At 67.6% G+C, this 25,346-nt stretch carries 24 protein-coding genes and 1 tRNA gene; 12 read left to right on the forward strand and 13 right to left on the reverse strand.

The annotated features are described in order from the left end of the window. Positions 1 to 58: 58 nt before the first annotated feature. A complete protein-coding gene (gene moaA / locus NUV79_RS13990) occupies positions 59 to 1,072 on the reverse strand; it encodes a GTP 3',8-cyclase MoaA (protein WP_257733813.1) in 1,014 nt (337 codons plus the stop codon). A 160-nt stretch (positions 1,073 to 1,232) separates the two neighbouring features. Between moaA and NUV79_RS13995 the strand changes: the two genes are divergently transcribed. Beyond that, entirely contained in the window at positions 1,233 to 1,595 is a 363-nt protein-coding gene (locus tag NUV79_RS13995) for a gamma-butyrobetaine hydroxylase family protein (RefSeq protein WP_257733701.1), read from the forward strand. 10 nt (positions 1,596 to 1,605) lie between these two features. Here NUV79_RS13995 and kynU read toward each other — a convergent pair whose 3' ends face one another. From kynU to NUV79_RS14010, 3 genes are all read right to left on the reverse strand, one after another. After that, complete coding sequence (kynU, locus tag NUV79_RS14000; RefSeq protein WP_257733702.1) at positions 1,606 to 2,868, reverse strand: kynureninase; 1,263 nt, start codon at positions 2,866 to 2,868, stop codon at positions 1,606 to 1,608. A 156-nt stretch (positions 2,869 to 3,024) separates the two neighbouring features. Beyond that, on the reverse strand, positions 3,025 to 3,603 hold the full coding sequence (locus NUV79_RS14005; RefSeq protein ID WP_257733703.1) for a L,D-transpeptidase: 579 nt from the start codon (positions 3,601 to 3,603) through the stop codon (positions 3,025 to 3,027). 178 nt (positions 3,604 to 3,781) lie between these two features. Next, positions 3,782 to 4,714: a lytic transglycosylase domain-containing protein gene (locus NUV79_RS14010; RefSeq protein WP_257733704.1), complete on the reverse strand. Its 933-nt coding sequence runs from the start codon at positions 4,712 to 4,714 to the stop codon at positions 3,782 to 3,784. A gap of 155 nt (positions 4,715 to 4,869) precedes the next feature. Here NUV79_RS14010 and NUV79_RS14015 point away from each other — a divergent pair, with 155 nt between their 5' ends. Next, positions 4,870 to 5,928, forward strand: coding sequence for a hypothetical protein (locus NUV79_RS14015; protein WP_257733705.1), 1,059 nt, complete (start codon positions 4,870 to 4,872; stop codon positions 5,926 to 5,928). 333 nt (positions 5,929 to 6,261) lie between these two features. On the opposite strand, the gene NUV79_RS14020 is transcribed toward NUV79_RS14015, so the two are convergent. After that, a tRNA-Val gene (locus NUV79_RS14020) sits at positions 6,262 to 6,336 on the reverse strand. Between the two features lie 28 nt (positions 6,337 to 6,364). After that, a complete protein-coding gene (gph, locus tag NUV79_RS14025) occupies positions 6,365 to 7,063 on the reverse strand; it encodes a phosphoglycolate phosphatase (RefSeq protein ID WP_257733706.1) in 699 nt (232 codons plus the stop codon). A 156-nt stretch (positions 7,064 to 7,219) separates the two neighbouring features. On the opposite strand from gph, the gene NUV79_RS14030 reads away from it, so the two are divergent. The 3 genes from NUV79_RS14030 (at position 7,220) to NUV79_RS14040 (ending at position 8,999) form a co-directional block, all read left to right on the forward strand. Next, complete coding sequence (locus NUV79_RS14030; protein WP_374679273.1) at positions 7,220 to 7,594, forward strand: hypothetical protein; 375 nt, start codon at positions 7,220 to 7,222, stop codon at positions 7,592 to 7,594. A 109-nt stretch (positions 7,595 to 7,703) separates the two neighbouring features. After that, on the forward strand, positions 7,704 to 8,405 hold the full coding sequence (gene rpiA, locus NUV79_RS14035) for a ribose-5-phosphate isomerase RpiA (RefSeq protein WP_257733707.1): 702 nt from the start codon (positions 7,704 to 7,706) through the stop codon (positions 8,403 to 8,405). 96 nt (positions 8,406 to 8,501) lie between these two features. After that, positions 8,502 to 8,999 carry a DUF2059 domain-containing protein gene (locus NUV79_RS14040; protein ID WP_257733708.1) on the forward strand — a complete coding sequence of 166 codons (498 nt, stop codon included), beginning with the start codon at positions 8,502 to 8,504 and terminating at the stop codon, positions 8,997 to 8,999. 87 nt (positions 9,000 to 9,086) lie between these two features. On the opposite strand, the gene NUV79_RS14045 is transcribed toward NUV79_RS14040, so the two are convergent. Continuing rightward, on the reverse strand, positions 9,087 to 10,517 hold the full coding sequence (locus tag NUV79_RS14045; RefSeq protein WP_257733709.1) for an APC family permease: 1,431 nt from the start codon (positions 10,515 to 10,517) through the stop codon (positions 9,087 to 9,089). A 174-nt stretch (positions 10,518 to 10,691) separates the two neighbouring features. Between NUV79_RS14045 and NUV79_RS14050 the strand changes: the two genes are divergently transcribed. Beyond that, positions 10,692 to 11,735, forward strand: a complete 1,044-nt coding sequence (locus NUV79_RS14050; RefSeq protein ID WP_257733710.1) for an SDR family oxidoreductase — start codon at positions 10,692 to 10,694, stop codon at positions 11,733 to 11,735. Here NUV79_RS14050 and NUV79_RS14055 read toward each other — a convergent pair. The 3 genes from NUV79_RS14055 to NUV79_RS14065 form a co-directional block, all read right to left on the reverse strand. Then, positions 11,716 to 13,215 carry a tripartite tricarboxylate transporter permease gene (locus NUV79_RS14055; protein ID WP_257733712.1) on the reverse strand — a complete coding sequence of 500 codons (1,500 nt, stop codon included), beginning with the start codon at positions 13,213 to 13,215 and terminating at the stop codon, positions 11,716 to 11,718. The two genes, NUV79_RS14050 and NUV79_RS14055, sit on opposite strands and share 20 nt — an antisense overlap. A 13-nt stretch (positions 13,216 to 13,228) precedes the next feature. After that, positions 13,229 to 13,708, reverse strand: coding sequence for a tripartite tricarboxylate transporter TctB family protein (locus NUV79_RS14060; RefSeq protein WP_257733713.1), 480 nt, complete (start codon positions 13,706 to 13,708; stop codon positions 13,229 to 13,231). Positions 13,709 to 13,807: 99 nt separating this feature from the next. Beyond that, a complete protein-coding gene (locus NUV79_RS14065; RefSeq protein WP_257733714.1) occupies positions 13,808 to 14,773 on the reverse strand; it encodes a Bug family tripartite tricarboxylate transporter substrate binding protein in 966 nt (321 codons plus the stop codon). 296 nt (positions 14,774 to 15,069) lie between these two features. On the opposite strand from NUV79_RS14065, the gene NUV79_RS14070 reads away from it, so the two are divergent. The 3 genes from NUV79_RS14070 to NUV79_RS14080 all read left to right on the forward strand — a co-directional run bounded on the left by NUV79_RS14070 (position 15,070) and on the right by NUV79_RS14080 (position 19,273). After that, complete coding sequence (locus NUV79_RS14070; RefSeq protein WP_257733715.1) at positions 15,070 to 16,254, forward strand: O-antigen ligase family protein; 1,185 nt, start codon at positions 15,070 to 15,072, stop codon at positions 16,252 to 16,254. 9 nt (positions 16,255 to 16,263) lie between these two features. After that, positions 16,264 to 17,634, forward strand: coding sequence for a glutathione-disulfide reductase (gor, locus tag NUV79_RS14075; protein ID WP_257733716.1), 1,371 nt, complete (start codon positions 16,264 to 16,266; stop codon positions 17,632 to 17,634). Positions 17,635 to 17,887: 253 nt separating this feature from the next. Next, positions 17,888 to 19,273 (forward strand): class II 3-deoxy-7-phosphoheptulonate synthase, encoded by a 1,386-nt coding sequence (locus NUV79_RS14080; RefSeq protein WP_257733717.1) that lies wholly within the window; start codon positions 17,888 to 17,890, stop codon positions 19,271 to 19,273. A 79-nt stretch (positions 19,274 to 19,352) separates the two neighbouring features. On the opposite strand, the gene NUV79_RS14085 is transcribed toward NUV79_RS14080, so the two are convergent. Continuing rightward, a complete protein-coding gene (locus NUV79_RS14085) occupies positions 19,353 to 20,186 on the reverse strand; it encodes an outer membrane protein (protein ID WP_257733718.1) in 834 nt (277 codons plus the stop codon). Positions 20,187 to 20,417: 231 nt separating this feature from the next. On the opposite strand from NUV79_RS14085, the gene NUV79_RS14090 reads away from it, so the two are divergent. Together NUV79_RS14090 and gltX are read left to right on the forward strand one after the other, a co-directional pair. Further along, a complete protein-coding gene (locus NUV79_RS14090) occupies positions 20,418 to 20,924 on the forward strand; it encodes a hypothetical protein (RefSeq protein ID WP_257733719.1) in 507 nt (168 codons plus the stop codon). Positions 20,925 to 21,013: 89 nt separating this feature from the next. Beyond that, positions 21,014 to 22,354: a glutamate--tRNA ligase gene (gene gltX / locus NUV79_RS14095; RefSeq protein ID WP_257733720.1), complete on the forward strand. Its 1,341-nt coding sequence runs from the start codon at positions 21,014 to 21,016 to the stop codon at positions 22,352 to 22,354. An 83-nt stretch (positions 22,355 to 22,437) separates the two neighbouring features. Here gltX and NUV79_RS14100 read toward each other — a convergent pair whose 3' ends face one another. Next, the gene (locus NUV79_RS14100; protein ID WP_257733721.1) at positions 22,438 to 23,589 is read right to left on the reverse strand and encodes a DUF2865 domain-containing protein; all 1,152 of its coding nucleotides are present in this window, start codon (positions 23,587 to 23,589) and stop codon (positions 22,438 to 22,440) included. 278 nt (positions 23,590 to 23,867) lie between these two features. On the opposite strand from NUV79_RS14100, the gene NUV79_RS14105 reads away from it, so the two are divergent. Beyond that, positions 23,868 to 24,818 (forward strand): phosphoribosylaminoimidazolesuccinocarboxamide synthase, encoded by a 951-nt coding sequence (locus NUV79_RS14105; protein WP_257733722.1) that lies wholly within the window; start codon positions 23,868 to 23,870, stop codon positions 24,816 to 24,818. Positions 24,819 to 24,830: 12 nt separating this feature from the next. Here NUV79_RS14105 and NUV79_RS14110 read toward each other — a convergent pair whose 3' ends face one another. Further along, positions 24,831 to 25,328 carry a MarR family winged helix-turn-helix transcriptional regulator gene (locus NUV79_RS14110; RefSeq protein WP_257733723.1) on the reverse strand — a complete coding sequence of 166 codons (498 nt, stop codon included), beginning with the start codon at positions 25,326 to 25,328 and terminating at the stop codon, positions 24,831 to 24,833. Between the last annotated feature and the right edge of the window lie 18 nt (positions 25,329 to 25,346).

Raw genomic sequence — 25,346 nt, forward strand, 5'->3', positions numbered from 1 at the left:
GGCGGACGGTGACCGCATTCGGCCGGAGGGTCAAGCGAGTGCCGGTGTGGAGCGGCGCTCAGCCGCCGGTCACGCTCATGTGTCGCCCGACGGCCGGGCCGTTATGGCGGCGGTCGATGATGAAATCGTGCCCCTTCGGCTTGCGCGCGATCGCCTCGTCCATGGCGCGGAAGAGCAGGGTGTCGTCCTGCGAGGCCCGGACCGGGGCGCGCAGGTCAGCGGCGTCCTCCTGGCCGAGGCACATATAGAGAGTGCCGGTGCAGGTCAGACGCACGCGGTTGCAGCTCTCGCAGAAATTATGGGTCAGCGGCGTGATGAAGCCGACGAGCCCGCCGGTCTCCTTGACGCGGACATAGCGCGCCGGCCCGCCGGTGCGGTAGGGGTCGTCGACGAGCGTGTACTTGTCCATCAGGCGCCCGCGCACCACCGAGAGCGGCAGGTACTGGTCGACGCGGCCGGCCTCGATCTCGCCCATTGGCATGACCTCGATCAGGGTCAGGTCCATGCCGAGCCCGTGCGACCACAGCATCAGGTGCTCGATCTCGTCGTCGTTGACGCCCTTGAGCGCCACTGCGTTGATCTTGACCCGCATGCCGGCCTTGCGCGCCGCCTCGATGCCGTCGAGCACGACCTTGAGATCGCCCCGGCGGGTGATTTCACGGAACTTGTCGGGGTCGAGCGTATCGATCGAGACGTTGATGCGGCGTACGCCATAGCCGGCGAGCTCGGCGGCATAGCGATGTAAAAGCGAGCCGTTGGTCGTCAGCGTCAATTCGTCCAGCGCGCCCGAGGTGAGATGGCGCGAGAGCGAGCGGAACAGGCTCATGATGTCGCGGCGCACCAGCGGCTCGCCGCCTGTCAGGCGCAGTTTGCGGGTGCCGCGCGCGACGAAGGCGCTGGCGATCCGGTCGAGCTCTTCCAGCGTCAGCAGTTCCTTGCGCGGCAGGAACTTCATGTCCTCGGACATGCAATAGACGCAGCGGAAATCGCAGCGATCCGTCACCGAGATGCGCAGATAGGAAATCTTGCGGCCGAACGGGTCGACCAGGGGCGACCGCGTCAGCGGCTTCATGTCGTCGAGCAGCACGTCTGCCTCACGTTCCCGCATTGTGGAGCGGCCGGTCCGCGCAGGATGCGGGCGCGCCTTCACATTGCTATAGCATGACATTGGCACTACGCCCGTGAAGGTCAAGCGCCTGATCATGGTAGCCTGCGAAGGACGAATACCGCCCATGTCATCCTGGCCGACCGAACTGCGCCTCTCCAAGGACCGCCGAACGCTGCACGTCGCCTTCGAGGACGGCGCGAGCTTCGCACTGCCGGCCGAGCTGCTGCGCGTCGAAAGCCCCTCGGCCGAGGTCCAGGGCCACCATCCCAGCCAGAAGACCATCGTTCCCGGCAAGGCCGAGGTCGAGATCCTCCGGGTCGAGCCGGTCGGCCACTACGCCGTCAGGCTCGGCTTCGACGACATGCACGAGACCGGCATCTACGCTTGGGACTACCTGCGCGAACTCGGCGAGCAGGGCGAGGAGAAGATGCGCGTCTATCTCGCGGCGCTGGCCGAGAAGGGCCTGTCGCGCGAGCGGAAGCGCTGAGCCGCTCCCGTCAGGTGACCGCGCGGCGCTTGATATAGCGCTCGTCGCGCCACAGCCCGCTGGTCAGGACCTCGCTGAAGGCCTCGGCGGCACGCTGGACGTCGGCATGGCCGAGATAGGCCGGCGCAAAGCCGAAGCGCATGATGTCCGGCGCCCGGAAATCGCCGATCACGCCGCGTGCGATCAGGGCCTGGACCACGGCAAAGCCGCTCTCGAAGGCGATCGAGACCTGGCTGCCGCGCGCGGCATGGTCGCGCGGCGTCACGATCGTGGCACCATGGGCCTGGCAGACGGGCTCGACTAGTTCGATGAACAGATCGGTCAGGGCGAGGCTCTTGGCCCGAAGCGCAGAGAGCGGGACGTCCTCGATCGCGCCGAGCCCGGCATCGATCGCGCGCATCGAGAGGATCGGCTGGGTGCCGCAGAGCAGGCGCTGGATGCCGCGCGCCGGCCGATAGCCGCGCTCGAAGGCGAAGGGCGCGGCATGGCCCCACCAACCTGAGAGCGGTTGGTTCAGGGCATCGTGATGGCGTGCCGCCGCATAGATGAAGGCCGGCGCGCCGGGGCCGCAGTTCAGGTATTTATAGGTACAGCCGACCGCGAGATCGGCCTTCGCGCCATCGAGATCGACCGGCACGACGCCGGCGCTGTGGCAGAGGTCCCAGACCGCGATCGCGCCCTTGTCGTGGATCAGCCGGGTCAGCGCGGCCATGTCGCGCAGGGTGCCGGTCTTGTAGTCGACATGGTTGACCAGCACGACCGCGGTGTCCTCGTCGATCAGGTCTTCGATCCTCGCGGCATCGACGCCTTCAAGCTTCAGGGCGAGATCGGGCCTCCCCGCGACCACCCCTTCGGCGACATAGAGATCAGTCGGGAAGCTGCCGCCCTCGGCCACGATCGCGTTGCGGCCGGGGCGCAAGGCCAGCGCGGCGTGCAGGGCCTTGTAGATGTTCACGGAGACGGAATCGCAGGCCACGGTCTGGCCGGGCGCGGCGCCGACCAGACGGCCGAGCCGGTCGCCCAGCGTGCCGACCAGCGCGAACCAGCCGGCATCGTTCCAGCTCTTCACCAGCCCTTCCGCCCATTCCTGCCGCATCGCGGCTTCCATGTCGCGGAAGGCGGCGACCGGTGCCGGGCCGAGCGAATTGCCGGCGAGATAGACCATGCCGGCGGGGACATGAAAACGCTCTCGCAGATGCCGCAGCGGGTCGGCCGCGTCGCGTCGTATCATTTCGGCGGTCAGTGCTGCTGTGTTGAGCGATGCCAGTTCCATTCCTGCCCCCTGCCGCAAGCCGTGCGGGCCTCGCTCCTCATGCGGGCCGCTCGGCAGCTTAGTCAGGCATCGGCACCATGGCCAAGCAGGCGATACCGCTCCAACGATAAAGGCCGGCGTTTCCGCCGGCCTTGTCATCGGAATATCTTGGATGGCTCAGCGCGCGACGACGACGCGGGTGCCGACCTTGGCGCGCTCGTAGAGGTCGATCACGTCCTCGTTGAGCATGCGGATGCAGCCCGAGGATACGGCCTGGCCGATCGTCTCCGGCTCGTTCGAGCCGTGGATGCGGTAAAGGGTCGAGCCGAGATAAAGCGCGCGGGCGCCCATCGGGTTGTCCGGGCCGCCGGGCATGAAGCGCGGCAGGTCGGGGCGGCGCTTCAGCATCTGGGCCGGCGGCGTCCAGGTCGGCCATTCCTGCTTGCGCGAGATGGTCTGGGTGCCCGCCCAGTCGAAGCCGGGGCGGCCGACGCCGACGCCGTAGCGCATCGCCTTGCCGTCCGGCATGACGTAGTAGAGCCGGCGCTCGGTCGAATCGATCACAATCGTGCCGGGCCTCTGCTTCGTCGGATAGTCGACGATCTCACGCGGAATGGCGGTAGCCTGCGCCTTGGCCGGGTCCACGTACTGGACGAGCGGCTGGCGGGTCAGAGGGTCGATTTCGGCTCGGGCGGCGGAGCCCAGAGCGAGCAGGCCAAGGCCGGCGAGCAAGGCCAGGCGGGTGGAGCGGATCATCGGAGGAACCTCGGGCAGGTCGGGACGGCTGGTCGCGAAAATGACGCAGAAAAGTCAACGTCTCCTCAACGTCCTGTCAGCTTCCCCAGGGTCGTGCAATCCAGCCGCAATCACATCGCCGGGAGCGGTCGAGCTTTGCCGTGCTGCGTTGCGCGCATGCAACATCGCTCCCGAGCCGTCAGCTTCTAAGCACGACGCAGGCGCCGCGATCCGCCTGGATGCGGCGGCATAAGGCGGCGGCCTCGGCGCGCGTCGCCGCCGGCAGGCGCACCCTGTAGAAGGCGCGCGTGCCGCGGCTGCGCAGGCGTGTTCCGATCACCATCGGCGGCAGCGTCCCAATGATCGCGCGATGGCGTGCGCCGGCTCGCTGGAATGTGGCGAGCGCCCGTGCCTTCGAGAAATTGCCGGCGAGCTGCACGCCCCAGGGCGCGAAGGGCGCTTCCGCGATCGCGGGCAGGGCAGGGCGCGACTGACGGATCGCCACGAGCGTCGGCGCGCAACTCGCCTGCGGATCGCCGTCGCTGGTCGCCGGTGGTATGGGCGGCGAGCGCCCGTCGCCATTGGCGCGGTCGATCGCCTCTTCGGCCCAGTCGTCCGCGGTCCGGCCGGTGATGGCGAGGACGTAGTTCTCGGTCTCGCTCGGCAGGAAGCGCGTCTGTCCGGCTTTGCGCGCCGCAAGCCAGCCCGCGACGCGGTTCGGCCCGCCATTGTAAGCGGCCGCTGCAAGGCCCCAATTGCCGAAGCGGTCGCGCAGTTCCGCCAGGAAATGCGCCGCCTTGGGCACGGCCTGTTCGGGGTCGAACGGGTCGATCAGGCCGAGCTCGCGCGCCGTCCCGGGCATGAACTGGGCGACGCCCTGCGCGCCGGCCGGGCTGGTGACGCCTGGCCGGAAGCTCGATTCCTGGAAGATCAACCGGGTCAGGAAGGCGGCGGGTACGCCCTCGGCTCTCGCCGCATCGTCGATCAGCTTGCAGAGCGCATCCTGAATGCCCGACGAGGCCGGCATCGGCTCCTCCGCCGCCTGCGCCGGGGCGGACAACACGAGGCCGAGCAGCAGCACGGCAAGCCCTTGCAGCAGGCTGATGGGGTGGTGGACGCGGCCTGGCATCATCGGCCTTCTCTGCCATGTTCGGTGGCCTGCGGCCATGCGGCCGTGCCTTTCGCGTTGTGACGAAGCGCCGGCCTGTGCGATGAGGACGCCGCGCCGCCGCCGGCTCATCGGTGGCCGCGTCTCGGTTGGATCAGGCGTCGGAGCGGAAGGCGGGAATGGCGAAAGCCTGGAACAAGTGGTCGCGATGGTTTGTCGGGGCGGCGGCGATCAGTGCCGGCCTGCTCTTCGCCTTCGTCGCGGTGCTCGACCCCTTCGGCATGCGCGTCCATGCCGGGCAGGCGGCGCGGCCGATCATGGATATCAACCAGCGCTTCATGTACCCGCAGCTCGTCCGCTCCGGGCGCTTCGACGCGGCGGTGATCGGCACCTCGACGATGCGCCTGCTCGATCCCGAACTCCTCTCGCGCGGTCTTGATGCCCGCTTCGTCAATCTCGCGATGAACGCTGCGACGCCCTGGGAGCAGACGCAGATGGCGCGGCTCGTCCGGGAGCATGTCTCGGCGCCGAAACGCCTGATCTGGGGCATCGACACGACCTGGTGCGAGGCCGACGCCACCGATGAGACCAAGCGCCTGACGCCGCGCCCGGTGCCCGCATGGCTGTCCCGCGAGGTCGGCTGGAGCGACTGGCCCAAGCTCCTCAATCTGACCAACCTGGAGATCGCTGGCCGGCTCATGGCCCATCGGCTTGGCTGGTCGCGCGAACGCATCCGCGGCGACGGCTACGAGGTCTTCACGCCGCCGGAGGGGAGCTACGATCTTGCCCGGGCGCGCTGGCACATCTATGCCAGCAATGGCGGGGTCATTCCCGACCTTGCGCCTCTGTCGCCACCGGCGGCCGTCGCCCCGGCCGAGAGCGCAGGCTGGCGATTCCCGGCCTTGTCATGGCTGGAAGAGAACATCGCGGCCCTCCCCAAGACCACGCAGGTGATGCTGGTCCTGCCGCCCGCCCATCTGATGGCCTATCCGCGCGAGGGTTCGGCTGCCTGGCAGCGCTATGCCCGCTGCAAAGCCGAGATCGCTGCGCTGGCGCGCCGCCAAGGTGCGGCGGTGGTCGACTACGCCCATGCCTCGCCGATCACCTCGCAGGACGCCAATTACTGGGACCCGCTGCATTTCCGGCTGGCGATCGCGGCCCGCTTCGGCGAGGAGCTCGCCCGGATCGGTAAGGGTGGCGCGCCGCAGGACGATGGCGCGGCGGTCGTGCTGCGCTGACGCAGGCAGCGAAACGCCCTGATGAGGCGGTGTGGCTGGTCGCTGCGGCGCCATTCCTTGGGCGCGGCCTGACCTGTCTGTCGCTCTCTTAATCCGCCCGTAATCGGTTCGCGGGGCGCTTCCGGATAAAGCCCGTTCACTCGCCTCGGAATGGGCCAGCAGAACATGGCACTCGGCGCGATGCGGGCTGGCACCCGCGGGAAGGGGGCGCACCGTTGGGAGGCGGTGCGCTCCCTTTCCAAGCAAGTTGGCATAGCCGGAAGGCGCGCTGTTCCAGCAAGCTGCGCCAGATTGCGGGCTCGCGTGTCAGGACGATTGGAAAATCCGGGAAAATGGTGGGCGATACAGGGATCGAACCTGTGACCCCTCCCGTGTGAAGGGAGTGCTCTACCGCTGAGCTAATCGCCCGGACCCGGCCTCTCCTAGTCGGCGCGCCTCATGCCGTCAAGGACGTCCGGGGAGGAGATTTGAACACGCGGTCGACCGCGCCGGCCAGCTCGTCGAAATGCTGGATGATGAAATCCGGCTCCAGCGTCTCTATCGGCACGTCGGTATAGCCGAAGGGCACGCAGATCGAGGGGATGCCGGCCGCGCGCGCGGTCGCGATGTCCGTGCGGGAATCGCCGATCATCACGGCCCGCGCCGGATCGGCCTTCGCCGCGGCGATCGTCAGGGTGAGATGGCGCGGATCGGGCTTGAAATAGGGAAAGCTGTCGCGCCCGGCCACCGCCGCGAAGCGGTCCGCGATGCCGAAATGGTCGAGGATCAGCCGCGTGTGCAGGATCGGCTTGTTGGTGCAGACCGCGAGCGCGTAGCCTTGCCCGGCCAGCACGTCGAGCGCGCCGAGCACGCCGTCATAGAGATGGCTGCTGCCGGCCGTATCCTGCGCATAGATATCCATGAACTCCAGGAAGAGCCGCTCCAGCCTTTCCGGATCGAGCGGCTGGCCGGAGACCTTGAAGCCGCGCTCGATCAGGACGCGCACCCCCGCGCCGACGAGTTCGCGCGCCCGCTCGAGCGGCAGCGCCGCCAGTCCCTCGCGAACCAGGATCAGGTTGAGGACCCGCATGATGTCCGGCGCGGTCTCGGCGAGGGTTCCGTCGAGATCGAAGACGACGATCGGGGGCAGACTCATGGTCGGGACCTTCGGGGTGATTCGGCCGGGCGAGATTCGGTTAAAGGTCGTTGCGGCCGGGCTGGCAAGTCCCGCGCGTGCGCCTCCCCAAATTTGCCGCGCGAGGTGGTATCGTGCGCACGATTCGTCGCGCGGCCGGCGGCAGGGAAGATCATCATGTCGAATTTCATCGGAAGACGGGCGGGAATCGCAGGGCTGTTGCTGGCGATGACGGGTGCGGTGCCGGCCTGGGCCGGACCGTTCGAATTCGCGCCTGCGCCGCAGACCGACCTCAATCGCGTCTATCGGATCGACAAGGCGACGGGTGAGGTTGGCGCCTGCCAGTTCCAGTTGAAGGAGGGCGGCGTCGGCCTGACCGTCTGCTTCCCGTCGGGCGAGGGGGCCGGCCCGCAGGCGCCGAGCGATTACGGCCTGATGCCATCGCGCCATGAGAAGGAGGGCGGCATCTTCCGGGTCAATATCCGCACCGGCGAGATGAGCATCTGCTACGTCTTCGACGACAAGACGGTGTGCACGCCCCAGACGAAATGACCCCGGAAGGCCTCCGCGCGCTGGACTCGCCGGCCTTGCCGGGGCAGGAGAGCGCCGTCGTCCGGCCTGGGCGGCAGGCGTTTTCCACAACCTGAGCCGGACAGATCTCATGAATGCCGACGACCTGAAGAAGCAGGCTGCCGCCCGCGCGCTCGAACTCGTGCAGCCGGGCATGCGGCTCGGCCTCGGCACCGGCTCCACGGCGAAGCATTTCGTCGATCTGCTCGGCGCCAAGGTTGCCGCCGGTTTCGAAGTGCTCTGCGTCTCGACCTCCGAGGCGACACAGGCTCAGGCGGTTTCGCTGGGCATCCCGATGTCGACGCTCGACGAGACGCCGGAACTCGACCTCACCGTCGATGGCGCCGACGAGGTCGATCCGCAACTGCGCCTGATCAAGGGCGGCGGCGCGGCGCTGCTGCGCGAAAAGATCGTCGCAGCCGCTTCCGCGCGCATGATCGTGATCGCCGATGACGGCAAGCTGGTGCAGGCGCTCGGCCGCTTCCCGCTGCCGATCGAGGTTGTGCCCTTCGGGCTGGAGGCGACGCGCCGGGCCGTGGCAGCGGCCATCGTTGCTTCCGGGGCCGAAGGCAAGTTGTCGCTGCGCCAGCGACCTGACGGTGCGACACTGGTCACCGATGGTGGCCATTACATCCTCGACGCCCATCTCGGCACGATCGAACGCCCGGAATTGCTGGCGCAAGCGCTGAACATCGTGCCCGGCGTCGTCGAGCACGGTCTGTTCATCGGGCTCGCCACCGGCGCCATCCTGGCGGGGGCCGATGGCCTCAAGCTCATCGGCAGGATCGAATGATTCCATTCCGGCGCAAGACACGCTAAGGAACGCGCCACAATGACCGATCCGTCATGGCCTCCGGCCAGCGGCTCGCTGATAAAGGGGTTTCAACGCATGATCCGTCGTTCTCTCGTCCGGGCCGCCCTTGGTCTGGCGCTCGTCTGCGCCGCTCCCGCCTTCGCCCAGGCGCCGGCGCTGACGCAGAGCCATCTTCAGGTGGCGCGCGAGGTCGCGGACGCGACCGGCATCACGTCTGGCATCACGAACATCTACAACGAGTTCGAGAAGAGCGTGCAGGAGCTCATCGCGACCCGGCCCGAGATGAAGAAGGACACAGACGCCGTCGTCGCGGCGCTGAAGCCGGAGGCCGACAAGCGCGCCGAGGAGATGACCCGGACGGCCACCGAGGTCTTCGCCCGGAAGATGACCGAAGCCGATCTCAAGGAGATCGCCACGTTCTTCAAGTCCCCGGTCGGTCAGCGCTACAACACGCTGCGGCGCGAGGCGATGGACGACCTGCTGAACGTCCTTCAGCCCTGGTCCGTCCAGACCAGCCAGTATCTCTTCGACCGCTTCTCGCAGGAAATGCGCAAGCGCGGCCATACTTTCTGAGCCGACGCGCCACCTGAGCTTCAGGGTCTCGGAAAGGGCCGGCGAGCGTTCGCCGGCCCTTTTTTGTTGCCTCTGCGTTGGTTGCGGTCAGTTGACCGGGCCGCGCCCGCCGATGTCCTCCATCAGCGGGTCGCTGAGCGCTGTGCCGGTCCTGCGGTTGACGATGACCGTGACAACCCAAAGCAGCACGCCGATGCCGATCAGGACGCCGGCGATCGTGTACTGGACCGAGGCGCGCCCGGTCCAGGGACCGGCCAGGAAGGCGCAGGAGAGGGCGCCGATGATCGGCAGGAAGGTGGGCGTGCGGAAATGCTCGTGGCCGACGGTGTCCTTGCGCAGCACCAGCACGGCGATGTTAACCACTGTGAAGACGCAAAGCAGCAGCAGCGCCGTCGTGCCGCCGAGCGCGGGCACCTCGCCGACGAAGGTGATCAGCGCGAAGGCGAGCAGGCTGGTGAAACCGATCGCGACATAGGGCGTGCGCCGCGTGGCGTGGACCTTGCCGAGGATGGGCGGCAGCACATGCTCGCGGCTCATGCCATAGACCAGCCGGCTCGCCATCAGCATGTTGATCAGAGCGCTGTTGGCGACCGCGAACATGGTGATGAAGCCGAAAATCCAGATCGGGAAGTTCGGCGCCCCGGCCTGCACCACCTTGAGCAGCGGCGTCTCGCCTTCGCCGAGCTGCTCGGGCGGGACGAGCGTGATCGCCGAGATCGAGACCAGCACATAGATCACGCCGGTGATGAACAGGCCGATGAGCAGGATCTTCGGGAAGATGCGGCTCGGGTCCTTGGTCTCCTCGGCCATGTTGACCGAGTCCTCGAAGCCGACCATGGCGAAGAAGGCGAGCGTCGTCGCCGCGATCACCGGCCAGAACATGCCGCCATCCGCCGTCGTCTTGAACTGCATGACGCGCGAGACGTCGCCCTGTCCGGCCGCGATCGCCATCATGCCGATGGTGATGATGATCAGCAGGCCGGTCAGCTCGACGCAGGTCAGCACGACATTGGCCTTCACGCTCTCGCCGACGCCGCGCAGGTTCACGATCGCGACGATCGCCATGAAGCCCAGCCCGATCAGCGTGATGCCGACGCCGCCGGAGAGGCCGAGTCCGAAGGCGTTGGACATGTTGGCGGCGAAGGCGCGCGAGGCGGTCGAGGCCGAGGTTATCCCTGAGCACATCACCGCGAAGGCGACGATGAAGGTGATGAAATGCACGCCGAAGGCCTTGTGCGTGTAGAGCGCGGCGCCGGCGGCTTGCGGATATTTCGTGACGAGTTCGAGATAGCTGAAGGCCGTCACCATCGCGACGGCGAAGGCGACGAGGAAGGGCAGCCAGACGATGCCGCCGACCTGGTTGGCGACCTGGCCGGTCAGGGCGTAGATGCCCGTGCCGAGGATGTCGCCGACGATGAAGAGAAGCAGCAGCCAAGGCCCCATGACACGGTGCAGGCTGGGTTCTGCGGCGGCTGGCTGACCGGTGCCGGCCTGCCCGCCAAGCATGGTATCGCTCATCGATAGTCTCCCTTTGCCGCGGCATCGCTGCCGATGCCGGCTCTGGGACAACACAGTTCCGCCGCAATTGTTCATTGGCTGGCCTGCTCTGTCCACCCGTCTGCCGCGCACTGGCGTCATGCCGAAACCGACGCTATGGCCGGACGGCTGAACTGAAATGGCGGAGCCGGCGACATGACCCGTGACCTTGTTCTCGTGACCGGAGGCTCTGGCTTCCTCGCAGGGCACTGCATCCTGTCACTGCTCACCGCGGGCTATGATGTCCGCACGACGCTGCGCGATCCGGCCCGCGAAGGCGCGCTCAGGGACGCCCTGCGCGGTGCCGGAACGGAGGCTGGTGACCGGCTGCAGGTCGTTGTCGCCGACCTGATGCGCGACGAGGGCTGGGACGAGGCAGCGACCGGCTGCGCCTATGTCCTTCATGTCGCGTCACCGCTCGCAGCCGCTGCGCCGAAGGACGAGGACGAGCTGATCCGCCCGGCGCGGGAGGGTACGCTGCGCGTCCTGCGCGCTGCGCATCGGGCCGGGGTGAGGCGCGTCGTGCTGACCTCTTCCTTCGCTGCGATCGGCTATGGCCGGGTGGTGAAGCGCCCCTATGACGAGCGTGACTGGACGAATGCGGACGCGCCGGATCTAGCTGCCTATCCGAAATCCAAGACGCTGGCCGAGCGCGCGGCCTGGGATTTCGTCGATAGCGAAGGGCAGGGGCTGGAGCTTTCAGTCGTGAACCCGGTCGGCATCTTCGGCCCCTTGCTGGGGCCAGATCTCTCGGCTTCGATCCTGCTGGTCAAGACCATGCTGGACGGCAGGCTCTGGGCGGTGCCGCGCCTGATGTTCGGGGTTGTGGACGTGCGCGACGTCGCCGAGCTGCACCTGCGCGCCATGACCGATGTGGCGGCGGCCGGCGAGCGCTTCCTCGCCACGGCCGGCGACTTCATGACGATGCAGGCGATTGCCCAGGCGCTGAAGGACGGCCTCGGCGCGAATGCGGAGCGGGTCTCGACCCGCGTGTTGCCGGATTGGCTGATGCGCTTTGCCGCGCGCTTCAGCGCAACTGCACGTCAGGCGGCGACGCCCGAACTCGGCCGCAGCAAGACGGCGACGAGCGCGAAGGCGCAGGCCATGCTCGGCTGGCAGCCGCGCCCGGCGGCGGAGGCTCTCGTCGCCACGGGCGAGAGCCTCATTCGGCTCGGACTGGTCAGTCCTCGGCAGCCTTGAATTTGTTCAGCCCCTTCATCGCGAAGGGCGCGACCAGCGCGATGAAGGCGATGCCGAGCAGCGTCGCCGAGATCGGATTCTCCAGCAGGATCATCGGATCGCCGAGGCTGATCTGCAGCGCGCGGCGCAATTGCTGTTCCGCCATCGGCCCGAGGATCAGGCCGACCACCATCGGCGCGACCGGATAATCGTAGCGGCGCATCAGATAGCCCATGAAGCCGAAGGCGAAGAGCATCCCGAGCTCCACCGGCGAACTGTTGACCGCGAGCGTGCCCATCGTCGCGAAGACAAGGATGCCGGCATAGAGCCAGGGCTGCGGGATCGCCAGCAGACGGACCCAGAGCCCGATCAGCGGCAGGTTCAGGATCACCAGCATGACGTTGGCGACGAAGAGCGAGGCGATCAGGCCCCAGACCAGGTCCGGCTTCTCGGCGAAGAGCAGCGGGCCGGGGTTGAGGCCGTATTGCTGGAAGCCGGCGAGCATGATCGCCGCGGTTGCCGAGGTCGGCAGGCCGAGCGTCAGCAATGGCACCAGCGTGCCGGCGGCCGAGGCGTTGTTGGCGGCCTCTGGACCTGCGACGCCCTCGATCGCGCCCTTGCCGAACTCTTCCGGGTATTTGCAGAGCTTGCGCTCGGTCGAATAGCTCAGGAAGGTCGGCACTTCCGCGCCGCCGGCGGGCAGGGCGCCGATCGGGAAGCCGAAGGCGGTGCCGCGCAGCCAGGGCGCCCAGGAGCGCTTCCAGTCCTGCTTGTTCATCCACAGCGAGCCCTTGATCGGGATGATCTCCTCGGGATCGCGGGTGCGCTTGGAAGCGACGTAGAAGGCCTCGCCCACCGCGAACAGGCCGACCGCCAGCGTCGTGACCTCGATGCCGTTGAGCAGTTCCGGCACGCCGAAGGTCAGGCGCGCCTGGCCGGTCAGCTTGTCGATGCCGACGAGGCCGAGCGCGATGCCGAGGAACAGGCTGGTGAGGCCGCGCAAGGGCGAGTCGCCGAAGGTCGCGGAGACCGTGACGAAGGCGACGATCATCAGCGCGAAATAGTCCCAGGGTCCGAATTTCACTGCGATCTGGACGAGCCAGGGCGCGAGGAAGGCGAGCCCGATCGTCGCGATCAGGCCGGCGACGAAGGAGCCGATCGCGGCGGTCGCGAGCGCTGGCCCGCCGCGGCCGGCCTTGGCCATCTTGGAGCCTTCGAGCGCTGTGGCGAGCGAGGCGCTTTCGCCGGGCGCATTGAGCAGGATCGCGGTGGTCGAGCCGCCATACATGCCGCCATAGTAGATGCCGGCGAACATGATCAGCGAGCCCGCCGGGTCGAGCTTGAATGTGACCGGCAGCAGGAGCGCGACGGTCAGTGCCGGGCCGATGCCGGGCAGAACGCCGACGGCCGTGCCCAGGAACACGCCGATCAGGCAGAACATCAGCTTGGAGGGCTCGAGCGCGACGCCGAAGCCTTGGACGAGGGAGAGCAGGGTATCCATGGTCGTGCTCTCCTCAGAGGAACAGGCGCTCGAGCGGGCCCGACGGCAGGATCAGCGTCAGGAGCTTGGCGAAGACGAGATAGATCACGAGGCCGAGCACGAAGCCGATCACGGCATCGACAGCCAGGGCCCGGCGGCCCATGCCGCGGGCCGTGCAGGCGAAAACGGCCGCGATTGCGATGATGAAGCCGCCGCCGAGCCCAATGCAGGCGATCAGGAAGATCAGGCCGCCGGCGATCCAGAGCAGGGCGGAGTTGTCGGCTTCGTCGGGCTGCGGCAGCCCTTCGCGGAACGCGACCAGGAAATGCGAGAGGCCGAGGATCACGAGGCCCGCCGCCACGACATAAGGCATGGCCGTCGGGCCGACGCCGTAGGTTGAGGTGATGGTCTGCTGCGAGGCGTCATAGCCGACGAGGAAGGCGACGATCAGCAGCAGGATGCCCACCACCAGGGCCGGCTTGTTGGCACCTTGCGTGCGTGTGTCGTTGGTCATGGCGTTCCCGCAGTCTTGTCCGGCGCCTTTGGGGCGCTTCTGGCGGTCGGAAAAGGGGCCGGTTTCCCGACCCCTGCAGATTGTAGCGTTCTGGCTGGCTTACTTCACCAGCCCGACTTCGGTCATCACCTTCGAGACGCGCTCGATCTCGGCCTTCAGGAAGGTGTCGAAGGCGGCGCCGGCCAGGAAGGAGTCGTCCCAGCCGCGGGCCTTGAGGATTTCCTGCCATTCCTTCGACTTGACCATCTTCTCGACCGTGTCGATCAGGGCCTTGGTCTGGTCGGCCGAGAGGCCGGGAGGGGCGACGACCGAGCGCCAGTTCAGCAGCTCGAGATCGATGCCCTGCTCCTTGAGCGTCGGGGCGTCCGGGGCGTTCGCGAGGCGCTTCGAGGAGGAGACGGCGAGCACGCGCAGCTTGCCGGCCTTGATCTGGCCCTCGAACTCGCCATAGCCGGAGACGCCGGCCGTGACGCGCCCGCCGAGCATGGCAGCCAGAGCCTCGCCGCCGCCCGAGAACGGGATGTAGTTGATCTTCTTGGCATCTGCGCCGACGGCCTGCGCGAAGAGCGCGGCGAGGATGTGGTCGGTGCCGCCGGCCGAGCCGCCGGCCCAGGTCACCTTGGCCGGGTCGGCCTTCAGGCGCTCGGCCAGGTCCTTGGCGGTCTTGAGCGGCGATTCCGTCGGGACGACGATGACTTCGGCCTCGGCGGTCAGGCGCGCGATCGGCGTGATCTGGGTCAGGTTGACCGGCGATTTGTTGAGCAGGATGGCGCCGACCATGACGAAGCCGTTGACCATCAGCTGGTCGCCGGCGCCCTTGGCGCCGATCAGCTGGGCGAGGCCGATGGTGCCGCCCGCGCCGGTCACGTTGTTGACCTGGACGCTCTTGACGATGCCGGCCGAAGTCAGCGCCTGCTGCATCGAGCGGGCCGTGCCGTCCCAGCCGCCGCCGGGCGCGGCGGGAGCCATGATCTTCAGCTCGCTGAGCTGGGCGAAGGCGGCGGTGGAGAGGGCAGCCAGCGCCACCGCTGTCAGGGCCGTGCGCTTCAGGATGGATGTCAGCATGAATTCCTCCGCTTGCGGGCTTTGGCCCACGGGTTTCTTGGGCGGTTCGCCTGTGGCACCTTGCCGCGCCGGTCGTCAATTGCGCCTGATTGCATAATCGGAAGTCAAGAATTTTCGACGACAGGCCGCTTTCGCCGCATCTTCTATATCTTTGGTTCTACGACTCGCTCGAATGTTCCAGTCCGCCACTGGCCGCGTCCGGCGTGATCGCGTAAGCGCAGGACATGAGCGACCCGACCACCTCAGGCACCCTGTCTTTTGAGCCGATTCTGCCTCGGCGTCTCGCTCGACTTGGCATGGGCCTGTTGATCGCATTGCCTCTGGGCATGTGGGTTGCCAATCGCTCGGCGCCGCTTTTCCTCGGATTGGCTGCCCTGTGCTTCCTCACTTCGGCGGTTGCGGTCGAGGGCTGGGCGCCGCTTCTGCAGCGCCTGCGGAAAGGCATCGCTACTCCCATCGGGCTGGCGCTCGGTGGTTTCCTGCTCTGGTCGCTGATCTCCATAGCCTGGAGCCATCGCATCGGAGCGAGCATGTCGATGTGGGGCGAACTGGCCCTGCCGACGGCCAGCGGCTTCGCCATTGCCGCGAGCGGTCGCTTCCAGCCGGGGCGATCGGAAAGTCGGGCGCTGGCGCTCGCGATAGCGCTTGCGGCCGTGTTCATGATGGCCGAACTGGCCACAGGCCTCTCCCTGCGCATCGCGCTCGATATCGGCAAGCAGGTCACCTACATCTTCAACCGCCCGGTGCTGGTCTGCCTCGTGCTGCTGCCGGCGGCGGTTGCGGGCCTGTCGCTACGGCGAAAGGGCGGCGCGCTGGACTGGTTGCTGGCGGCGGTCTGCGTCGTCGCCGTGGCGATAATCTCCTTCGATTCCGAGAGCGGCGCGGCCGGGCTCGGCTTTCTCATTCTTGCGCTGACCTGGCTTGCGGCCCGGCTGCTGCCGCGCCTGATGCTCGTGCTGGTCGCGCTCGGCTTCGTCGCGACGATGATGCTCGCACCGGTGATCGGGCGCCTCGGCGACGAGGCGCTGCCGCAATCGCTGCACGAGCGCCTCGCCAATTCGCACTCGCGCGACCGGATCGATATCTGGCTGAGCTTCGGCGAGGCGATCCGCGCGCGGCCCCTGCTGGGCTCCGGCTTCGGGACTTCGCCCACGCTGGATCGGCATCCTGTGGCGCTTGAAGTTTCGCCGCCGCGCCGCCAATTGCTCGCGGTCGGTCACCCGCACAGCGCGCCCGTCCAGGCCTGGGTCGAGACGGGCGTCGTCGGTGCGGCGCTGCTGACGCTGGCCGGTCTCATGCTCCTGTGGCGCCTGAGGCATCTGGCGGCGCGCGATCTCGCGCCACGTCTGGCGCTGGCTGCCAGTGCCTTCGGTGTCGCCACGGTGGCGCATGGGGCCTGGCAGGGATGGTGGATCGCCGCGCTGGCGCTGGCGTCCATCTGGTTGTTCTGCGGCTTGTCGTCCGCCGACAAGGACGGTTGAGAGGGTATCATGGCTGAGTTCGACGTCGATCTCTTCGTCATCGGTGCAGGCTCTGGCGGGACGCGCGCCGCGCGCATCGCCGCCGGCCACGGCGCCCGCGTCATGATCGCCGAGGAGGACCGCATCGGCGGCACCTGCGTGATCCGCGGCTGCGTGCCGAAGAAGCTCTTCGTCTATGCCAGCCGCTTCGCCGAGGATTTCGAGGACGCCGCCGGCTTCGGCTGGACCTTGCCGCAGGCGCCGGTCTTCGACTGGGCGACCCTGCGGGATGCGGTGGCCAACGAGGTCACCCGCCTCTCCGGCCTCTATCGCAAGGGGCTCGAGGGCGCCAAGGTCCAGATTCGCGAGGAGCGCGCCGTTGTCGAAGGCCCGCATCAGGTCCGGCTGGTGAAGAGCGGGGAGGTGGCCCGCGCCCGCCATATCCTGGTCGCGACCGGCGGCTGGCCTTCCTTCGATCCGCCGATCCCAGGTGGCGAACTCGGCATTTCCTCGAACGAGGTCTTCAACCTGCCGGCGCTGCCGAAGCGCCTTCTGGTCGTCGGCGGCGGCTATATCGCGCTTGAATTCGCCAGCCTCTTCGCGCGGCTCGGCGTCGCGGTGACCGTGCTGCACCGGGGCGACAACATCCTGCGCGGCTTCGACGAGGATATCCGCACCCGCCTACGCGACGCGCTGCTCCATGCCGGCATCACCTTGCGGCTCGGCTGCACGATCGACCGGATCGAGGAGCTGGCCGATGGCACCCGCCGCGCCCATTGCGCCAAGGGCGAGCCGATCGATGCCGACGTCATCCTCGTCGCCACCGGCCGCCGGCCCAATACGAAGGGGCTCGGCCTGGACAAGGCCGGCGTCGCGATGGGCCCGCTCGGCGAGATCAAGGTCGACGCGGCATCAGCGAGCAGCGTGCCCTCGATCCATGCCGTCGGCGACGTCACCAACCGGGTCAACCTGACGCCGGTCGCGATCCGCGAGGGCCATGCCTTCGCCGACACGACCTTCGGCAGCCGCAACTGGACGGTCGATCACGCCACCATCGCCTCGGCCGTCTTCACGACGCCGGAGGTCGGCACCGTCGGCCTGTCGGAAGCGCAGGCGGTTGCTGCCGGCCATGAGGTCAAAGTCTTCGAATCCGGCTTCCGCCCGATGAAGGCGACGATCTCCGGCCGTCAGGAGCGCATCTACATGAAGCTCGTGGTCGATGCTCAGACCGATAAGGTGCTCGGCGTCCACATCCTCGGGCACGATGCCGGCGAGATCGTCCAGGCGGTCGGGATTGCCGTGACGATGGGCGCGACCAAGGCCGATTTCGACCGCACCGTCGCGCTGCATCCGAGCGCGGCGGAGGAGCTGGTGACGATGCGAACGCCGCGCGCGAGCTGACGCTGCGTGCGTTGAATCAGCCTGTGAAGCGCTTGAATCAGGATGGCAGGTCGTTGCCGCGATAGCGCAACGATGGCCGCTATCCCGTTGCCGGAAATCGGCTTTTCGATAGCTTGCGGCGGCGGGTAGGGCGACCCGCTGCGAGGGCTTCCCTCGGACGGTGGCCATTCCCCCCTCATAGGTGTATAGCCGCCCCTTCGCGCTACCAAGAGGTTAACGATGCGCGATCTCACAGTCAGGAGCACGTAGTCCCATGTCCGAGCGGTGGACGCCAGAGAGCTGGAGGGCCAAGCCCGTCCAGCAGATTCCGGAATATCCGGACCAGGCAGCCTTGAAGGCGGTCGAGCAGCAGCTCGCCGGCTTTCCGCCGCTCGTTTTTGCAGGCGAGGCGCGCAAGCTCAAACGGGCGTTGAGCAAGGTCGCCGCCGGTGAGGCCTTCCTGCTGCAGGGGGGCGATTGCGCCGAGAGCTTCGCCGAGCATTCGGCCGACAATATCCGCGACTTCTTCCGTCTGTTCCTGCAGATGGCGGTCGTCCTGACCTTCGCCGGCGGCTCGCCGGTGGTGAAGGTCGGCCGCATCGCCGGCCAGTTCGCCAAGCCGCGCTCGGCCCCGACCGAGACGATCGGCGGCGTCGAGCTGCCGAGCTATAAGGGCGACATCGTCAACGACAATGAGTTCACGGCCGAGGCGCGCATCCCCGATCCGCGCCGCCAGCTCGAAGGCTATCGCCAGTCGGCGGCGACGCTGAACCTGATCCGCGCCTTCGCGACCGGCGGCTACGCCAATCTCGACAACGCGCATCGCTGGATGCTCGGCTTCGTCAAGGACTCACCGCAGTCGCATCGCTACCAGGAGGTGGCCGAGCGCATCACCGAGGCGCTGGAATTCATGCGCGCCATCGGCATCGACCCGGAGACCCATCCGGAGATGCGCACGACCGATTTCTACACCAGCCACGAGGCGCTGCTGCTCGGCTACGAGCAGGCGATGACGCGCACGGATTCGACGACCGGCGAGTGGTACGACACCTCAGGCCACATGCTCTGGATCGGCGATCGCACGCGCCAGATCGACCATGCCCATGTCGAGTTCTTCCGCGGCATCAAGAACCCGATCGGCCTGAAATGCGGTCCCTCGACCACGATCGACGGCCTGCTCAAGGTGATCGACGTGCTCGATCCGCAGAACCAGGCGGGCCGCCTGACGCTGATCGCGCGTTTCGGTGCCGACAAGGTCTTCGACCATCTGCCGGCGCTGGTGCGGGCGACGAAGCGCGAAGGCCGCAATGTCGTCTGGTCCTGCGACCCGATGCACGGCAACACGGTCAAGGCCGCCAGCGGCTACAAGACCCGACCCTTCGACCTGATCCTGGGCGAGGTGAAGAACTTCTTCGCCGTCCATCAGGCCGAGGGCACGCATGCCGGCGGCCTGCATCTGGAGATGACCGGCAAGAACGTCACCGAATGCACCGGTGGCGCGCGCGGCATGACCGATGCGGACCTCAACGACCGTTACCACACCTTCTGCGATCCGCGCCTCAACGCGGAGCAGGCGCTGGAGCTGGCCTTCATCGTCGCCGAGCTGGTCAAGCGCCAGCGCGCCGGCCGGGTGCGGCCCGAGGTCGAGGCGGCCGAGTAAATCGGCGTCGCCCCTGAGCAAAATGAAAAGGGCCGGTGCAATCCGCACCGGCCCTTTTCATTTTTGCTGTCGCTGTCTGTCAGAACTTCAGGGCGGCGCCGACGCGGGCCTGATTGAGGCTCGTGGTGACGCCCTCGACATCGTTGAAGCGGGTATAGAGATATTCGGCGCGGACGATCAGGTTGTCGGTCAGCGCCGCTTCGATACCGCCGCCGATCACGCCGCCATAGCCCCAGACATCCTTTTTCGGGCCGCCGACCGTGCGCGGCCAGCCGACATAGCTGCCCAGCGCCACGCCGTTGACGTCGGTCGGACCCCAGTCGGTGTAGATCGAGACATTGGTGTCGAAGCGCCCCGCCGCGGCACCGAGCGTGAAATAAGGCATCAGGCGGCCATAGGCATAGCCGAAGCGCGCCCGCAGCGAGATATAGTCGTTGATGCGGGCGTTCTGGGTCGAACCGACGGTGAGGAATTCGTTGCCGATGCGCCGTGACTCGATGCGGGAGGACATCGCTTCCTGGTCGATGCGCGAATAGTCGGCCTCCAGGCCCACGACCACCTCGCCGAAGGCCCAGTTATAGCCGGCATAGCCGCCGAAGATGCTGCCGCTGTCACGGCGCGGCATGGTGATCGTCATATCGCGGACATTGGCGGTGGCCGCGATCGTCGTGTTCAGCAGCGCATAGTTGACGAGGTGATCGACGCTGCGGTCCCGCTCGAAGCGGGACTGCGCCTGCCCGGCGAAGCCGCCGACATAGAAGCCGTCCCACGAAAACCTGTCGGGCGCCGGCGGTGCGTCCTCGACCTGCGAACCGCGCAGCACGGGATAGTCGGCCGCAAGTGTCGGCGCGGCAAAAAGGCTGGTGGCAAGGGCCGTCGACCCAAGCATGAGCGCGATGGAACGGATGCGCATCCTGATCTCCCCGAGCGACGGTCCGGTTCCACCCGTTTCACCCCGCTCTGGGGACAATTCATGCCTTGGTAACCCTAATGTCGGGTTAACGGCGCCATTGCCGTCGCAGCTTATGTTATCGGTGCCTGGGCGCCTTGATGGAGACAACGCCGGAGGGTCCTTGCCGGCTCGGCTGTTTCATATCTGCGAGAGCGGTCCAGTTTTTGCCGCGCGCTGACGGAGGCAACAAGCATGTGTGCAACCCTTGGTCGGGTGTGGCTCTGGCTCCTGGTCGCGGCGGGGACGCTTGGGCTTGCGGCCTGCGGCTCTCTTCCGCCCCCGGTCGGCAGCACGGCGATCGCCTGGGTCAAGGGGCCCGCCGAGTTATCGAACCCGGCGCAAGCGCTCACCGCGGCGCGGGCGCGCTACCCGAACCGCAGCCTGACGGCCAGGGATCTCGTTCGCGTCAGCTGCGCGATGGACGACATCTCCTGGCATGAAGGCAATGCGGTCGTTCCTCCCGGCAAGCATCTCGGGAAAGGGAGCATCGTGCGCATCCGCGTCGGCACGCCCTTGGTCGGAATCACGGACGGGCATTTCGACGAGATCATCGAGGTCGTGGCCTCGCCGGGCGAGGTGCCGCGTGAATTGCCGAGAGCGAGGAACGGGAAGCTGATCGACTACCAGGCGGCGACGGCGAGCAACTATGTCGGTGGGCAGGGAGCCACGCTGGCCCTGTCTTGCGCGGCCAGGCTGTAGGAGCTGCGTCAGGGCGGCGGAAGACCGAGGAGGCTCCAGGCGCAACGGCATGATTGTCGCCTGCCGGCAAACGCGCCATAAGCCGGGCCATGACCTCGCCACTCGTTCGCTTCGCGCCGTCGCCCACCGGCTATCTCCATATCGGCAACGCCCGGCCGGCGCTGTTCAACTGGCTGTTCGCGCGCCGGCATAGCGGTCGCTTCCTGCTGCGCTACGACGATACCGACATCGCCCGCTCGAAGGCGGAATATGCCGATGCCATCGCGGAGGACCTGGGTTGGCTCGACATCGTGCCCGATCAGGTGATCAAGCAGTCCGCGCGCCTCGCGATCTATGACGCCGCTGCCGACAAGCTGCGTGGGGCAGGGCGGCTCTATGCCTGCTACGAGACGGCCGACGAGCTGGATCGCCGCCGCAAGCGCCAGCTCGCCCGTGGCCTGCCGCCGATCTATGATCGTGCCGCGCTGAAGCTGACCGACGAACAGAAGGCGGCCTTCGCGGCGGAGGGGCGGAAGCCCCATTGGCGCTTCCTGCTGGAGCCGCGCGAGGTCGCCTGGGACGATCTCGTGCGCGGCGCCTCCCATGTCGATTGCGCATCGCTCTCCGACCCGGTCCTGGTCCGCGAGGATGGCAGCTATCTCTACACGCTGCCCTCCGTCGTCGACGATATCGAGACCGGTGTGACCCATGTCATCCGCGGCGAGGACCACGTCACCAACACGGCGGTGCAGGCCCAGATCTTCGAAGCGCTGGGCGCGGGCCTGCCCACCTTCGGCCACCACAACCTGCTGACCACCGCGAGCGGCGAGGGGCTGTCCAAGCGTCTCGGCCATCTTTCGCTGCGGGGCCTGCGCGAGACCGGTGTCGAGGCGCTGGCCGTGGCGGCGCTGGCGACGCTGGTCGGTACCTCCGACGCCGTGCGCCCGGTCGCGAGCCTCGACGAGCTCGCAGGCCTCGTCGAGCTCGCCCATGTCTCGCGCGCCCCGGCCAAGTTCGACGAGCACGAGCTGGAGACGCTGAGCGCCCGCACGCTGCATCAGTTGCCGCTAGCGGCGGTGTCGGAGCGGCTGACGGCGCTTGGCGTCGCGGCCGACGAAGCGTTCTGGCAGGCCGTGCGCGGCAATCTCGCCAAGCTCGATGAGGCGGTTCAGTGGTGGCGCGTGGTGCAGGGGCCGCTCTCGCCCGTGATCGCCGATCCAAGCTTTGCCGCGGGTGCGGCCGGTCTTCTGCCGGCGGAGCCCTTCGACGCGACGACCTGGAAGAGCTGGACGCAGGCCGTCTCGGCCGCGACGGGCGCCAAGGGCAAGGCCCTGTTCATGCCGCTGCGCCAGGCCCTGACGGGGTTTGATCACGGGCCGGAGCTGGCGGCCCTGCTGCCGCTGATCGGCCGGGAGAAGGCGCTGAAGCGGCTGGGTGGCGAGAGCGCCTGAGCTCACCGCCTCGCGCTTGTTCCAGCTCTCGTCATGCTCGCCGCGCGCGACCATGACGAATGGCGGCTGGTGGCAGGTCGCGCTTAGGGCCGCGCGGCCTGCGGGCCGAGGTTCGGTGCGAGATTGGGCGCGACGATCCGCACCGTCCGGCGCTCACCCGAGGCGCTGCCCGATTCGCTCTTCAGCCCGTCCTTCTTGTCGAGCACCTTCTCGCCGACGATATCGGGGCCGACGCCGGCCGACTCGGTGCCTGCCGTCGGTGAATCCTCCGATGGCATCGGCTTCTCGTCAGGCACCGCCGGAACCGGCGCCGGTGCAGCCGTCTGGGTCGCGGCGCCCTTGCGCTTGGGATCGGCCTTCGGGCGGGACAGTTCGGCCGCGCGCTGCTCGGTCAGGATGACGTCGCCCTTGCGCTTGTCGAGCAGGTATTCAGCGTCCTTGAGGGCGGCCGACCAGCTCTGCCCCTGGCCACGGCAGGTGCAGGCGGCGTCGAAGCTGCGGGTGTATTTCCCGGCATTGGCCAGCGAGGAGTAAGGCTGGCCGGTCGAGCGGGAGGCTGAATTCTGGATGTCGCCGCCCGCGCTCATGCCATAGGCCAGCGTCTCGGTGCCCGGGCAGAGCGCCTGGCACATCTCGTCGCCATTGCCGGCATTGTTGGCGAGCGGGAAGAAGTAGCCGTCGCAGGTGCGCACGCAGACGGTCTGCGGGCCGCCGAGGCGCGGCTTCGCCGGCTCGACCGGCTGTTCTGGATCAAGCTCGGGCAGGGTCGAATCAAGCGTGCCGGGGGCGGGATCGCGACCGAAGATCGTATCGAAGAAGCCGCGCGGCTGTGCCCGGCAATTGGTGTTGATCGCGGCGACGAGCTGAGCCCGGCGCTGCTCGATGCCGCCGCCCTGCGCCTGCCGTTGCAGCGCGCCGTACTGGTTCTGCAGCTGGCCGAGCTGCTGGCGCATGAAGTTGCACTGAGGCGGCGGCGAATCGAAGAAGCTGAAGCCGCGATCGCAGCCCAGTGAACGATACTGGTTGCTCAATTGCGCGAGCTGCGCGCCGACGCGTTGCGCGGCCTGGCCCGCGCGCGGATCGCTGCCGCTCTGGCCCTGCAGGCTGTCGAGCTCGGCGCGCCAGGCATTGCAGGACGCCGACTGCGCGAGGGCGGTGCCGCCGAGGGCCGCCAGCATCACGAGGGCCATGCCGAAGCGTCTGGTAAGTCGCAGCATCATCGCAGGTCGGGTCACGTCATCCATAGTCGCGCCGGCGGGCCGGCTCTGTTCGGGAGCTGTGGTCTAGAACACCCGCCAAACACGACGGAACTATGGAGCGGAACCGCGCTTCTGGCAGGCCGCGCGGATGCTCCATCGCGAGCGCATCGCATGCCACATCCGGCCGAGCGCAGCAATCCGGGGACGCATGCGCCGCGCCGGTGGTGGAAAACTTCCGCTTTGGTTAGAAGACCTGCGGCAGCGGCCTGTCCGCGCCGGCCTTCCGTGCAGCGCCAAAGAGGCAAGCCCGTCCCATGTCCGACTATCTGCCTCTTCACGAAGCCGTCATCCCGGAGCTGCCGAACTATTATCGCGGCAAGGTCCGCGAGAATTACGACCTGCCCGACAACCGCCGTATCCTGATCTCGACTGACCGGCTCTCGGCCTTCGATCGCGCGATCGCCTCGATTCCGTTGAAGGGCCAGGTGCTGACGCAGACGGCGCGCTACTGGTTCGAGCAGACCGCCGATATCTGTCCCAACCATGTCCTGGAATATCCGGACCCGAACGTCGTCGTCGGCAAGCGGCTGGAGATCCTGCCCGTCGAGATGGTGGTGCGCGGCTATCTCGCCGGCACGACCGGCACCTCGATCCTGACGATGTACAAGCAGGGCCGGCGCGAGATGTATGGCATGATGCTGCCCGACGGCCTGCGCGACAACGAGGCGCTGCCGCAGGCGATCATCACTCCGACGAGCAAGGCGTTCGATGGCGGCCATGACGAGCCGCTCTCGGCCGCACAGATCGTGGGCGAAGGGCTGTTGACTCAAAAGCAATGGGACGAGGTCTCGACCTACGCGCTGGCTCTCTTCGCCCATGGCCAGAAGCTCGCCCGCGAGCGTGGCCTGATCCTCGCCGACACGAAATACGAGTTCGGCACCGATGCCGAGGGCAGGATCGTGCTGGCCGACGAGATCCATACGCCGGATTCGAGCCGCTACTGGTTCGCCGAAAGCTATCCCGAGCGTTTCGCCGCCGGCGGCAAGCCCGAATCCTTCGACAAGGATTTCGTGCGCAACTGGGTCGTCGCCCGCTGCGATCCCTATACGCAGGACCTGCCGCCGATCCCGCAGGAGCTGATCGACGAGACCTCTGCGGTCTATGTGCGGGCTTATGAGGCGATCACCGGGGCGCCGTTCGCCTTTCCACCGAAGGGCGAGGACCCGGCTGAGCGGATCCGGCGCAATCTGGCGACGTATTTCTGAGGGGCGGGGCGCTCAGGCCCCGTCTTCCTCGCGATAATTCCCGGCGAGGTGCCGGCCGCGCTCGGTCAGCGTCGAGAGCACGCGCTCGAACACCTTGAGCTCGTCGGGCGCGATGCCCTCGATCCAGCGCGCCTCGAAGCCGAGCGCCAGCGGCACGATCTGGTCGTAGATGCGCTTGCCCGCCGCCGTTAGCGTGACAAAGGATTCGCGCCGGTCCTGCCGGTTCTCGGAGCGCGAGACGAGGCCGCGCTTCTCCAGCTCGCCGACGGCGCGCGAGACCTTGGTCTTGTGCATCTGGGCGAGCTCGCCGATATCGCGCGAGGTTAGCTTGCCGAACTCGCCGAGCTGCGCCACCACGCGCCATTCCGGGATGCCGATCCCGAAATGCTCGCCATAGATGCGGCCGAGCGCGCGGCCGCCGAGCGTGCCGACGACATTGAGGCGATAGGGCAGGAAGCGCTCCAGATGGAGCGCCTGGTCTTGCGTGTCGGTGGCTGGCTTCTTCGTCATGACGGTGAGAAAGGCGCG

It is taken from the genome of Allobosea sp. 47.2.35, assembly GCF_024655635.1.
Classification (GTDB): Bacteria; Pseudomonadota; Alphaproteobacteria; order Rhizobiales; family Beijerinckiaceae; genus Allobosea.

Excerpts from the sequence above, each read along its gene's own strand:
- moaA (WP_257733813.1), bottom strand. The coding sequence starts at position 1,072 with ATGAAGCCGCTGACGCGGTCGCCCCTGGTCGACCCGTTCGGCCGCAAG.
- NUV79_RS13995 (WP_257733701.1), top strand. The coding sequence starts at position 1,233 with ATGTCATCCTGGCCGACCGAACTGCGCCTCTCCAAGGACCGCCGAACG.
- kynU (WP_257733702.1), bottom strand. The coding sequence starts at position 2,868 with ATGGAACTGGCATCGCTCAACACAGCAGCACTGACCGCCGAAATGATA.
- NUV79_RS14005 (WP_257733703.1), bottom strand. The coding sequence starts at position 3,603 with ATGATCCGCTCCACCCGCCTGGCCTTGCTCGCCGGCCTTGGCCTGCTC.
- NUV79_RS14010 (WP_257733704.1), bottom strand. The coding sequence starts at position 4,714 with ATGATGCCAGGCCGCGTCCACCACCCCATCAGCCTGCTGCAAGGGCTT.
- NUV79_RS14015 (WP_257733705.1), top strand. The coding sequence starts at position 4,870 with ATGGCGAAAGCCTGGAACAAGTGGTCGCGATGGTTTGTCGGGGCGGCG.
- gph (WP_257733706.1), bottom strand. The coding sequence starts at position 7,063 with ATGAGTCTGCCCCCGATCGTCGTCTTCGATCTCGACGGAACCCTCGCC.
- NUV79_RS14030 (WP_374679273.1), top strand. The coding sequence starts at position 7,220 with ATGTCGAATTTCATCGGAAGACGGGCGGGAATCGCAGGGCTGTTGCTG.
- rpiA (WP_257733707.1), top strand. The coding sequence starts at position 7,704 with ATGAATGCCGACGACCTGAAGAAGCAGGCTGCCGCCCGCGCGCTCGAA.
- NUV79_RS14040 (WP_257733708.1), top strand. The coding sequence starts at position 8,502 with ATGATCCGTCGTTCTCTCGTCCGGGCCGCCCTTGGTCTGGCGCTCGTC.
- NUV79_RS14045 (WP_257733709.1), bottom strand. The coding sequence starts at position 10,517 with ATGAGCGATACCATGCTTGGCGGGCAGGCCGGCACCGGTCAGCCAGCC.
- NUV79_RS14050 (WP_257733710.1), top strand. The coding sequence starts at position 10,692 with ATGACCCGTGACCTTGTTCTCGTGACCGGAGGCTCTGGCTTCCTCGCA.
- NUV79_RS14055 (WP_257733712.1), bottom strand. The coding sequence starts at position 13,215 with ATGGATACCCTGCTCTCCCTCGTCCAAGGCTTCGGCGTCGCGCTCGAG.
- NUV79_RS14060 (WP_257733713.1), bottom strand. The coding sequence starts at position 13,708 with ATGACCAACGACACACGCACGCAAGGTGCCAACAAGCCGGCCCTGGTG.
- NUV79_RS14065 (WP_257733714.1), bottom strand. The coding sequence starts at position 14,773 with ATGCTGACATCCATCCTGAAGCGCACGGCCCTGACAGCGGTGGCGCTG.
- NUV79_RS14070 (WP_257733715.1), top strand. The coding sequence starts at position 15,070 with ATGGGCCTGTTGATCGCATTGCCTCTGGGCATGTGGGTTGCCAATCGC.
- gor (WP_257733716.1), top strand. The coding sequence starts at position 16,264 with ATGGCTGAGTTCGACGTCGATCTCTTCGTCATCGGTGCAGGCTCTGGC.
- NUV79_RS14080 (WP_257733717.1), top strand. The coding sequence starts at position 17,888 with ATGTCCGAGCGGTGGACGCCAGAGAGCTGGAGGGCCAAGCCCGTCCAG.
- NUV79_RS14085 (WP_257733718.1), bottom strand. The coding sequence starts at position 20,186 with ATGCGCATCCGTTCCATCGCGCTCATGCTTGGGTCGACGGCCCTTGCC.
- NUV79_RS14090 (WP_257733719.1), top strand. The coding sequence starts at position 20,418 with ATGTGTGCAACCCTTGGTCGGGTGTGGCTCTGGCTCCTGGTCGCGGCG.
- gltX (WP_257733720.1), top strand. The coding sequence starts at position 21,014 with ATGACCTCGCCACTCGTTCGCTTCGCGCCGTCGCCCACCGGCTATCTC.
- NUV79_RS14105 (WP_257733722.1), top strand. The coding sequence starts at position 23,868 with ATGTCCGACTATCTGCCTCTTCACGAAGCCGTCATCCCGGAGCTGCCG.
- NUV79_RS14110 (WP_257733723.1), bottom strand. The coding sequence starts at position 25,328 with ATGACGAAGAAGCCAGCCACCGACACGCAAGACCAGGCGCTCCATCTG.